General features: G+C 70.1%; 12 protein-coding genes. 7 read left to right on the top strand and 5 right to left on the bottom strand.

Features of this window, described 5'->3' with window-relative positions:
* The first annotated feature begins 8 nt into the window (after window positions 1–8).
* The 4 genes from ACLVWQ_RS40450 (at window position 9) to ACLVWQ_RS40465 (ending at window position 4,082) form a co-directional block, all read left to right on the top strand.
* Window positions 9–779, top strand: coding sequence for a response regulator transcription factor (locus tag ACLVWQ_RS40450; protein WP_414114344.1), 771 nt, complete (start codon window positions 9–11; stop codon window positions 777–779).
* Window positions 766–2,841, top strand: coding sequence for a sensor histidine kinase (locus ACLVWQ_RS40455; protein ID WP_414114333.1), 2,076 nt, complete (start codon window positions 766–768; stop codon window positions 2,839–2,841). The genes ACLVWQ_RS40450 and ACLVWQ_RS40455 overlap by 14 nt, the downstream gene beginning before the upstream one ends.
* Window positions 2,842–2,964: 123 nt before the next feature.
* Window positions 2,965–3,357, top strand: a complete 393-nt coding sequence (locus ACLVWQ_RS40460) for a sortase-dependent protein (protein WP_414114334.1) — start codon at window positions 2,965–2,967, stop codon at window positions 3,355–3,357.
* A gap of 101 nt (window positions 3,358–3,458) precedes the next feature.
* Complete coding sequence (locus tag ACLVWQ_RS40465; protein ID WP_414114335.1) at window positions 3,459–4,082, top strand: class F sortase; 624 nt, start codon at window positions 3,459–3,461, stop codon at window positions 4,080–4,082.
* 471 nt (window positions 4,083–4,553) lie between these two features.
* Here the strand turns inward: ACLVWQ_RS40465 and ACLVWQ_RS40470 are convergent, their stop codons facing one another.
* Together ACLVWQ_RS40470 and ACLVWQ_RS40475 are read right to left on the bottom strand one after the other, a co-directional pair.
* Window positions 4,554–4,742 carry a hypothetical protein gene (locus ACLVWQ_RS40470; RefSeq protein ID WP_414114336.1) on the bottom strand — a complete coding sequence of 63 codons (189 nt, stop codon included), beginning with the start codon at window positions 4,740–4,742 and terminating at the stop codon, window positions 4,554–4,556.
* Between the two features lie 793 nt (window positions 4,743–5,535).
* Window positions 5,536–6,195, bottom strand: a complete 660-nt coding sequence (locus ACLVWQ_RS40475; RefSeq protein ID WP_414114337.1) for a hypothetical protein — start codon at window positions 6,193–6,195, stop codon at window positions 5,536–5,538.
* A 118-nt stretch (window positions 6,196–6,313) separates the two neighbouring features.
* Here ACLVWQ_RS40475 and ACLVWQ_RS40480 point away from each other — a divergent pair, with 118 nt between their 5' ends.
* Entirely contained in the window at window positions 6,314–6,571 is a 258-nt protein-coding gene (locus ACLVWQ_RS40480; protein WP_414114338.1) for a hypothetical protein, read from the top strand.
* Here ACLVWQ_RS40480 and ACLVWQ_RS40485 read toward each other — a convergent pair.
* On the bottom strand, window positions 6,546–7,031 hold the full coding sequence (locus tag ACLVWQ_RS40485) for a YbhB/YbcL family Raf kinase inhibitor-like protein (protein ID WP_414114339.1): 486 nt from the start codon (window positions 7,029–7,031) through the stop codon (window positions 6,546–6,548). The two genes, ACLVWQ_RS40480 and ACLVWQ_RS40485, sit on opposite strands and share 26 nt — an antisense overlap.
* A 76-nt stretch (window positions 7,032–7,107) precedes the next feature.
* Between ACLVWQ_RS40485 and ACLVWQ_RS40490 the strand changes: the two genes are divergently transcribed.
* Complete coding sequence (locus ACLVWQ_RS40490; RefSeq protein WP_414114340.1) at window positions 7,108–7,518, top strand: MarR family winged helix-turn-helix transcriptional regulator; 411 nt, start codon at window positions 7,108–7,110, stop codon at window positions 7,516–7,518.
* A gap of 106 nt (window positions 7,519–7,624) precedes the next feature.
* Here ACLVWQ_RS40490 and ACLVWQ_RS40495 read toward each other — a convergent pair whose 3' ends face one another.
* Window positions 7,625–8,479 (bottom strand): helix-turn-helix transcriptional regulator, encoded by an 855-nt coding sequence (locus tag ACLVWQ_RS40495; RefSeq protein ID WP_414114341.1) that lies wholly within the window; start codon window positions 8,477–8,479, stop codon window positions 7,625–7,627.
* Window positions 8,480–8,562: 83 nt separating this feature from the next.
* Between ACLVWQ_RS40495 and ACLVWQ_RS40500 the strand changes: the two genes are divergently transcribed.
* Window positions 8,563–9,255, top strand: a complete 693-nt coding sequence (locus ACLVWQ_RS40500; RefSeq protein WP_414114342.1) for an SDR family NAD(P)-dependent oxidoreductase — start codon at window positions 8,563–8,565, stop codon at window positions 9,253–9,255.
* 280 nt (window positions 9,256–9,535) lie between these two features.
* Here the strand turns inward: ACLVWQ_RS40500 and ACLVWQ_RS40505 are convergent, their stop codons facing one another.
* On the bottom strand, window positions 9,536–9,814 hold the full coding sequence (locus ACLVWQ_RS40505; RefSeq protein WP_414114343.1) for a hypothetical protein: 279 nt from the start codon (window positions 9,812–9,814) through the stop codon (window positions 9,536–9,538).
* Between the last annotated feature and the right edge of the window lie 66 nt (window positions 9,815–9,880).

Genomic DNA, 9,880 nt, shown 5'->3' on the forward strand with positions numbered 1-9,880 from the left:
TCTGTGGCGTGTGCGCAAACATTGTGGTCGCCGAAGACGACACGAAGCAGGCCGAACTGGTGCGCCGCTACCTGGAGCACGAGGGTCACGCCGTCACGGTCGTCGAGGACGGCCGGACGGCTCTCGAGACGGTCCGGCACCAGGAACCCGACCTGGTCGTCCTCGACGTGATGATGCCCGGGGCCGACGGTCTCGACGTCGTACGGATCCTGCGCGCCGAACGCCGGGAGGTGTCGGTGCTGATGCTGACGGCCCGCAGCACCGAGGACGATCTGCTGCTCGGCCTCGACCTCGGCGCCGACGACTACATGACCAAGCCGTTCAGTCCGCGTGAACTCACCGCTCGGGTAAGGACTTTGCTTCGCCGCAACCGGCGCGGCCCCGACCCGGCTCCGGCGACCCTACCCGCCCCCGCTCTCGCCTCGGAGCCCGAAACAGCTCCGGACGACGGGGTGTTGACGGTCGGCGTGCTCAGGGTCGATCCCTCGCGGCACGAGGTGTCGGTCGCCGGGACGCCCGTCGAGTGCACGCCCGGTGAGTTCCGTCTCCTCGCGGCGATGGCGGCCGAGCCCGGCCGGGTCTTCACCAGGGCACGGCTCCTGGCCGAGTTGCACGGCTTCGACAAGTACATCAGCGGCCGGACCGTCGACGTGCACGTCATGAACCTGCGCAAGAAGATCGAGCGCGCCCCACGACGGCCGGCCCGCCTCATCACCGTCTTCGGCGTCGGCTACAAACTCACGGACCCCGCGAAGAACGTGCGCCATGCGTCGTCCTGACAGGGGAGGCGCGGCGGGGGCCGCCCGGCTGCCGCTGCGCAAGAGCCTGGCGGGGCGGCTGTTGACCGTGACGGCGCTGGTGGCTTCGTGTTCGGTCGCCGCGACCGCCTGGCTGGCCGTGCAGACGACCTCCGTCGCGATCCGCCAGGAGCAGGGGCAGAACCTCAAGTCCGACGCGAAGATCTACAACACCCTCCTCGGCTACGCGGCCACCCACCCCGACTGGGACGGCGTCGACACCACCGTGCGAGATCTGGCCCTGGAGTCCGGGCGCCGGATCGTGCTCACCACGCCGGGCCGACGCCCGTTCGTGGACTCGACCGACTCGCGCTCAGCGGGCGGCGGTTCGTCCGACGATCTGCTCGCTCAGCAGGCCTCGGCGGTCGTGGATCCACGCTCCGTCGACACCGTGCTGGTGCCCGACGCGGCCAAGGCCGGCGCCGACCGCGTCGATCCACGGGCCGTGGGGCCCTTCCGGCTGCCCGCGAAGGAACACGACGCACTGCGGAAGGCCGCCGCCGGGAGGGTGGAGTGCCTCAGCCGGATGGGTATCGCCGCCGACGTCGTCGAGAGCCCGGGCGGACGGTCCCGCGTCCAGTTCGTGAGCGACGAGACCGAGGGGGGAACCGAGGGCGTCACCGACCGTGACATGGAGGCCAAGTGCTTCGCGTCCTACCCGGTCGGTCCCACCGCGACCGAGCGGAAGGCCCTGAGCGCCCTCAACCAACTGGCTGACGCCTGTCTGAAACGACAGGGTCGCACCGGCGTGAAACTGAACCTGGACCTGTCCTGGGACCGGAGTTACGCATACGGGCAAGACGACGCGGTCTCCGGCGCCGAGGACGGCCTCAGCGATCGGGAGGCGAAGGCTTTGGCCGCCAAGAAGGCGGAGGACGCCGCGATGGCCGAACGTAAAGCGGCTTCCGGCGGCGCACTCGACTACGCCCCCGCCGAGATCCGCGACAGCGCGTACGACCGGGCCGTGGCCAGCTGTGTCGAAAGCGCCCGCCGGGAACAGCTCACGGGCTATGTCGCCGAGCCCGCACTCCTGTTCATCGACGGCCCCGGTGCCGCCGGCGTGCCTGGCTTCGACCTCTCCCGCGCCAACACCGCACGCATCGCCGGTGTCACCGCTCTGGTCCTCGCCCTCACCGTCGGCGCCTCGGTGCTCGCCGGAGCCAGGCTCGTACGCCCGTTGCACGCGCTCACCGGCGCCGCCCAGCGCATGCGGGAGGGCCTGGACGCGACGCCGGTGCCCGTGCCCGTCGTCTCCGACAATGAGATCGGACGGCTGACGGCGGCCTTCAACGACATGGCCGCGCACCGGGCCCGCCTGGAAGAGCAGCGCAAGGTGATGGTCAGCGATGTCGCCCATGAGCTGCGAACGCCGCTGAGCAACATCCGGGGCTGGCTGGAGGCGGCCCACGACGGACTGGCCGTGCCGGACCCCGCGTTCGTCTCCTCGCTCCTGGAGGAGGCGGTGCAGCTCCAGCACCTCATCAACGACCTCCAGGACCTGGGCGCGGCCGACGCGGGCGCCCTGCGGCTGCACCGGAAGCCGGTACGGATCGACGAGCTGCTCGGCCAGGTCGCCGCCGCGCACCAGGGGCTGGCCGAGACGGCGGGCGTCACCCTCACGGTCCTGACACCGCCGCCGGGCACCCCTCACCCACCGCTCCTCGACGCCGACCCCGTACGGCTGCGGCAGACCGTCAGCAACCTGCTCTCCAACGCGGTGCGCCACACCCCGGCCAGCGGCACGGTGACCCTGCGCCGGTACGTCACCGACCCGGGGGACGAGCTCGCCGTGGAGGTGTCCGACACCGGCAGTGGCATTCCGTCGGGCGACCTCCCGTACGTGTTCGACCGTTTCTGGCGGGCGGAGAAGTCCCGCAATCGCAGCACCGGCGGCAGCGGCCTCGGCCTGGCGATCGTCCTCAAGCTCGCCGAGGCCCACGGCGGCACGGTGGACGTGGCGAGCACGGAGGGGGAGGGGGCCACCTTCACCCTGCGGCTGCCGACAGCCGAGTCACGGAAGCCGCAGGGCCCCGGTCGACCCTGATGGGATGACGACAGCGATCTGACAGTTTCCTCACAAGTGGCCGTCAGGGTGAAGCCATGCCCGGAACCTGGTGCGGATCGGCAACCAGGAACGACCAAGCCGGGCTGGAACTGGAGCCCTCACATGTCCCGCCGTATCACCCTGCACCCGCTGCGTACCGCTGTCCTGACCGGCGTCGCGGCCGGCGCGCTGCTCGTCCCGGCCACTGCGGCCTTCGCCACCGATCCGACTCCGACGCCGGGCGCGACCGACTCGACCTCGGCCGACAAGGAGGCCCTGGCGAAGAAGAAGGCCGAGGACGCCAGGACGCTCAAGGAGGCCGAGGCCCGGAAGGCCGCCGAAGCCCAGAAGGCCGGAGGCAAGGACTACCCGCGTGGCGGTGTCGCCGCGGGCGAGGCCCCCGCCCAGGACGACAACACCGGCACACTCATCGGTTCGGCCACCGGCGCGCTGCTGCTCGCGGGCGCCGGCACCTACGTGCTGCGCCGCCGCACCACCGCCCGCCGCGAAGGCTGACCCGGCAGCACGACCTCTCGTACGAAACGGTGGCGCCGCCCTTCACAAGGCGGCGCCCTGTGCGTTCCGGCGAACCCTCGCACCCTGTTCTGGAGCCCGAGTTGCCCCCTGCACACCGTCCGGCCCTGTCCCGGGCCCGCCTCGCGACCCTCACCCTGTTGCCCCTCGTCACCCTGCTCACCGGCTGTTCGTCCGGCCCCGACCCGACGGTCCAGGTCGCCCCAACCGCCCCCGCCGCCGCGTCGGGCGCTCCGAAGTCCGAGCGGCCTGCGGCCGACACTCCGGCGGCCCCTGCCGAGGTGGCCGTTCCCACCGTGGGGATCACCAGTTCGCTGATGGAGTTGGGCCTCAACACGGACCGGACGGTCCAGGTCCCGCCGGCCGAGGAGGGGATGACCGCGGGCTGGTACACGGGCGGTGCGGTGCCCGGTGAGATCGGCGCGGCCGTCATTATCGGTCACAACGACACCCGCTTCGGCGAGGCCGTCTTCCACGACCTGAAGAAGATCAAGGAGGGTGCGGACATCACCGTCACCGACAAGACGGGAAAAGCCCTCCACTTCACCGTCACGGCCACGGAGAGCGTCGCGAAGAACGCCTTCCCGACGGAGAAGGTCTACGGGCCGACCCAGGAACGTGCTCTACGGCTCATTACGTGCGACGGCGACTTCGACGCGCGGGGGCACCCTGTCGACAACCTCATCGTGTACGCGACAGCGAGCTGAGGGCCGTAGGCGTGTCCGTTTCGCCCTGTCGTCACGAGTCACGAGTAACGTCCGCAGCTCGATCGTCAGGGGCGGTTCCAGGAGCGCGCCGCCGAACGGTCGGTACGCGTCAGGCCTGTCCGCCGGCCTGCTGGCCGCCGTAGCACTCACCGTGGGCTTCGTGCCCGGCGCCTCGGCCGCTGAGCCCGGCCGTACCGCACCCGCCGAGCCGCTGCCCTGGGACATCTCCCAGCTCCCGACCGGTGCTGGAGAGTTCACCACTCTCTGTGCGGGCGGCTGCGTCCAATAGCGCGCCCGATCCAGGCTTGCACCTGGGGCGCTGCCTCAAGACGATGGGCTTGCGGGAGATTCGATTCGCCGTTTCCCATGATCCCGGCCTGTGGGAACAGGGTCAGTGCCGTCACCTGTCCGGTCCGGGTGAGAGAACGTCGTGCTGGTCGACCATCGGCACGGTGCGGGTGGTCAGAGTCGTCAGTCGGAGTTCCGTCCGGGGAACTTGGTGGCGAGGACCGCAAACTCGAGTTCGGGTGCGCCGCTGGCGGCCGGGGCGAGCATGGCGGTGTATTCAGGGTCGGGTGAGAAGAGCGTCCACCGGCGGCCGCGGGCATCGGTGACGAAGAGCAGACCCCAGGTGGACGGTGCGGTTGCCGAGCCGGGCATGGCTGATCTGGCCGTGACCGGCGACCGTGAGCGGGAAGCGTGGGGCGCCGGGCGTCCAGGCCCAACGGGTCAGCCGGCTCACCGGTTGGCCTGGGTGAACAGCTGGTCGCATTTCTCGACGCCGGGCGGCCCGGGCCGGAAGTCGGGGTGCCGGTAGGAAACGTGTCACCAGATCCAAACGAGCGTGATCGGCTCACTCAGCGCGGTGACCGCGAGCGTGGCGAGCCCGGCCGCTGAGTTCGAGGTCGGATACGTCATCATCTTGGGCCATGGCGCGATCGCTGGATCTCGATGAGTTGGTCGAGCACTGGACGTTGCTGGACGACGAGGCCTCCCGGTAGTTTCGGGACCAAAGACAACGGCAGCGCTGGTCATGAGGGGCGCTGGCCGTATCGGTCAGTTAGACGTGCTCAGTGCCGCGACCAGCGCTGAAGTTGATTTTCGCTGATTACTACCGGGAGCCCTGTGTGCCCCGGCCGGCCGCCGGCACGCGCCCGCCGTCGACCGCGACCGGCTCGCCGCGGCTGTGGCAGAACTCCCCCGGTCGAGCTGTTGCGGGCCGCAGCGGTCGGAGCGCGCCGGCCGGGACGAGCGGGCTGGCGCCGGCACCCGCAAGCGGGCCGCGATCGCCTCGTTCTGCCGTTGGGCGGGTGCACCACGGGAATTCTCGAGGCCAGCCCGATGGCCCGCGTCGACACCGTCAAGTTCCCCGAGCGGCTGCACCCTTGGCGCAACTACGACGCTGCCCCGCTCATATGCGTGTGAGCGGGGCAGCCGGTCGTCGTGGGTGTCGTCAGCCGCGCAGGGTGGCGATCAGCAGGTTCGGGTCCTTCTGAGTGGTGTAGGCCGCGCTGGGCACCAGGAGGGTGCGGCCGCGAACGGCGACCGAGGTGGGGTTGGACAGGCCGTCGGCGGCGGTGAGCAGGACCTCGGTGCGGCCTCGGGTGACGCGGACGACCTGGTTGACGGTGTTGAGCGCGGCCACGATCTCGTCGCCGTGGCCGGTGAATGCGAAGTCGTCGACGCCGGTCAGGCCGGAGGCGACCACGCGGGCCGGGCCGAGGTGGTGGCGGTCCGGGCCCGTCGGCAGGCGCAGGATCGTGCCGTGGTCGAGGTTGGAGACGTACACCGCCCGGTCGTGGATTTTGATGCCGTTGACGCCGAGCAGGCCGTCGGCGGCCAGCGCAGGGTCGGAGCTGACGGTGTGGACCTTTCCGTGGGGCGAGACGGTGTAGATGCGTCCCTTGACCGGGTCGGTCACGTAGAGCAGACCGGTCGCCGGGTCCTGCGCCAGGCCGTTGGGCAGTCCGTCGGCGGGTAGAGCGGCGAGGCGCCGGGGCCGGTGGCCCTCCGTGAACGCCCAGATGCCGGTCTCGGTGGAGCCGGTGGCGTAGGCGACGTAGAACGTCCGGCCGTCCCGCACCAGCCCGGTCGCCAGAGGGAACCCGAGCACCGGGGGTCTTCGCGGCGGCGTTCGCGGGGGCGGCCAGGGTGGCCAGGACGGCGATCAGGCCGTCGGCGCCGACGCGGGCGACCTGCCGGCTGGCGGCGAAGGTGACGTCGACGCTGCCGTGGCGGTCGAGGAGGATGTTCTCCGGCAGTTGCCCGGCGGTCAGGTCGAAATGCACGGCAACCTGCGGGCCGACGGCTTTGGCGGTTCCTTGGGCGGCGGAGGCGACGGTGGGCGCGCCGACGGCGACGAGAGCGGCCAGGGCGGCGGTCGCGAGGGCTCGACGGGTCAGAACAATGTTCACGTGGGTGTGTTCTCCTGCTGCGAAGGGCTGTGCGGTTCGAGGTTGTGCGTCAGCGCGGCGTGCTGGTCCCGATGATGAGCGCCCGCCCCAGGGTGTGCGGGATGAGCGTGATGTTCAGCAGTGCCCGGCTCGCGCCCTCGGGCACTTCCAGCGATTCCACGGCGAGCGCGGTGACGCAGATGAACAACCGGTGGGTGCCGGTGCCGGGCGGCGGGTTGACCCCGGCGTAACCGGTGCTGCCGAGGTCGTTGACCAGTGCGGCGCCGGCGCCGCCGCCGTGCGCAAGCCCGCCCAGGGTGGCCGGGATGTCCTTGACCGCCCAGTGCCACAGCCCGCCGGGGATCGGGGCGTCGGCGTCGAACGCGGTGACCACCAGGCTCCGCGTGCCTTCGGGCAGCGGGCCCCAGGACAGCTCGGGTGACTCGTTGCGTGGCTGGTAGGCGGAGTCGGGCAGAGTTCCGCCGTCGGTGAAGTCCGTGCTGGTGACGGTGAATGCCGGGGCGGGAAAGGCCAGGGCGTACGGGTCGTAGGTCATCTCATGCTCCTCAGCTCAGATATACAGCACTGCTGTACTTCGAGGAACAGTACAGCAGTGCTGTAGGTTTGTCGGTATGAGTGACCTGGATCTCGCCGAAGAACTGCGCGCCGCGATCGGCGACTTCGTGCGCCGCGCTCGCGTCCACGACGAAATGCCGCCCGGGCAGGCCGCGGTACTCGGCCACCTGGCCCGCTCGGGGCCGCTGTCGATCGCCGACCTGGCCCGGCTCGAGCAGGTCAAGCACCAGTCGATGGCCCGCACGGTCGGCCTGCTGGCTGATCAGGCACTGGTCACCCTCAGCCGGCATGACGCCGACCGCCGCCAGGTCATGCTGACTCTGACCACGTCCGGCAGCGACGCGCTGGCGAGCGCTCGCTACGCGCGGGCCGCCGGGATAGCCCGCGCGATCCGCGAAGACCTCGACGACGCCGAGCAGGAGATCATCCGCCGCATCCCGCAGGTGCTGCGGAAACTCCAGCCGTAAGGGCTCCCGGCGGGAATCAGCGGAAATTCAACGTCAGCGCTGGGAGGGATCAAGGGCATTCGGCAGGCAATCTGCGGGTGTCCGCTCGGAATGCGTTCCGCAATGATCAGGAGGGACCCAGAGGCCGGTACATCGCCCGCACGGCGCTCACCCGGAGAAAATCGAGCTTCTCCGCATCGGTTCCTCGATGCGACGTCGAGTAGATGACGACCTTGATGTCGGAGGCCGGAACGACGACGACATCGCAGTCGAGCACGACGTCACCCACCAACGAGTTGTGCACGGTCTTCACCATGCTCTGATGAGCAGCTGCCCGCCCCTCGTCCCACAGTGCGGCAAACCGAGGGCTGCGCGTTCGCAGGTCGGCGACGAACGCCCGGAACCGGGGATCGTCGCGGTAGTCGGCGGCGGAACGCCGCAGGTCGTAGACCAGTGCGCGCTCGAACGCGTCCGGGCCGCCGTGGGCTGTCGCGACCCCGCTGATGCTGTCGTCGACGAACGCCTGGACAAGGAGGTTCTGGTTCGGGTCGGCCGCAACGGAAGGGGTCTGGAACAGTGCCTGCCAAAGCGGCGTCGAGGCGAGCTGCGTCCAGTCAGCGGCGAACACAGCCAGCGGCAGGTCCGACATGCGGGCGAGCATCCGCTGCACCCCAGCCGGAATGTGATGCGAGACGGTTCCCGACGCTGGTGCAGTCAAGCCGGCGGCGCGGTGAAGCAGCGCCGTGTCGGTGCGGCTCAGCTGCAGTGCCCGGGCCAGCGCGGCAACTATCTGCTGGGAAGGAGTGCGGGCTCGTCCCTGCTCCAGACGCGTTATGTAGTCGACGCTCACGCCCGCCAGCTGCGCGAGCTCCTCGCGCCGTAGCCCAGCCGTGCGACGCCGGCCGAAGGACTCCAGCCCGACATCGGCGGGCGTGAGGCGCTCGCGCCGACTGCGGAGCATCTCGCCGAGAGAGAGGTCCATCGAGGACGGAATCACCCTGCTGCGCCCGTTCCGCCCCGCCCGATAGCGCTGGCCCTCGCCGCCATCGAAAGGAACCCATTCATATGACCACCACGCTCATCACCGGCGGCAACCGAAGCCTCGGCTACGAAATCGCACGCCGTCTCATCGAAGCCGGCCAGGCCGTCTGGATCGGCGCCCGAGACGCCGAGCGGGGTCAGGCCGCCGCCGCCCAGCTCGGCGCCCGATTCGTACAGCTCGACGTGACCGACGACCTGTCGGTCGTCGCGGCCGCCGAGACGATCCGGGCCGAGGTCGGACACCTGGACATTCTTGTCAACAACGCCGGAATCCTCGGGGACGTCACGTCTCCCGAGGACATGACCGTCGAGCACATGCGGCCCGTCTACGAAACCAATGTGTTCGGCACCGTGCGGGTCACCCGTGCGTTCCTGCCGCTGCTGCGGGCCGCCGAAGCACCGTCGGTCATCAACGTCACCAGCGGCGTCGGATCTTTCACGCTGATCCATGACCCGAACCGGGTCGAGTCTCAGTACCTGTTGGCGGCTTACGGGTCGTCCAAGGCCGCGGTCACCATGCTCACCATGCAGTACGCCAAGACCATCCCGGACATCCGGTTCAACGCGGTCGACCCCGGACAATCCGCTACGGACTTCACCGGCGGACTCGGCCACAGCGTGCGGGACGGAACGGACGCGGCCGTGCGGATCGCCACCCTCGGCGACAAGACGCCGACCGGTACGGCGACCGACCGAGACGGTGTCCTTCCCTGGTAGGCAGGACAGGACACCATCTCGAACAGGAGCTTCCCGCTCGAAGCCCGACCCGGTCAAGTGAGAGCCGGTGTGCTCGCGCAACAGCCGCAAGTCCCGGACCTGCTCAGGTACTTCCGGCCTCTCCATCCCATTCATGACCGTCACGGTATGCCGCCACGGCAGCACCCCCGGGCCGGTGACGCGCACGCGCGGCGCCGCCGGCCCGGCTCGCGGAAGAATCCTCACCATCGGACGCGGTGCCACCGATGGTGCTTGACACCGGCAGGTCACGTCCCGCCGATCACCGCAGCCGCTCCATCCCGACCCGGGTGCGCATCAGGCCGCCGACCTGCTCGTCACCGACGACCGGGTCCAGCACGATCGCCAGGATCTCGTCGAGCAGCTGCTGCCGGCTCTCCCCACCGTGGGCCCGCTCGGCCAGGGCCTCGATCATCTTCGCCTTGGCCGCTGACTCCCGCCCAGAGATCGCCTGGTCGAACAGCAGCAACGTCTCGTCCAGGACTCTCAGATGATCGGTACGGGTCTGACTGCGGGCGCCATATTCGCGCAGTTCGCCCATCGGTACGCCTAGTACTCCAGCAGGATTTCGCTGTCTGACCTGTGGGTTTGGCTGGGCGGCTGGAGT

This window comes from Streptomyces sp. CWNU-52B (assembly GCF_047444975.1).
GTDB lineage: Bacteria > Actinomycetota > Actinomycetes > Streptomycetales > Streptomycetaceae > Streptomyces.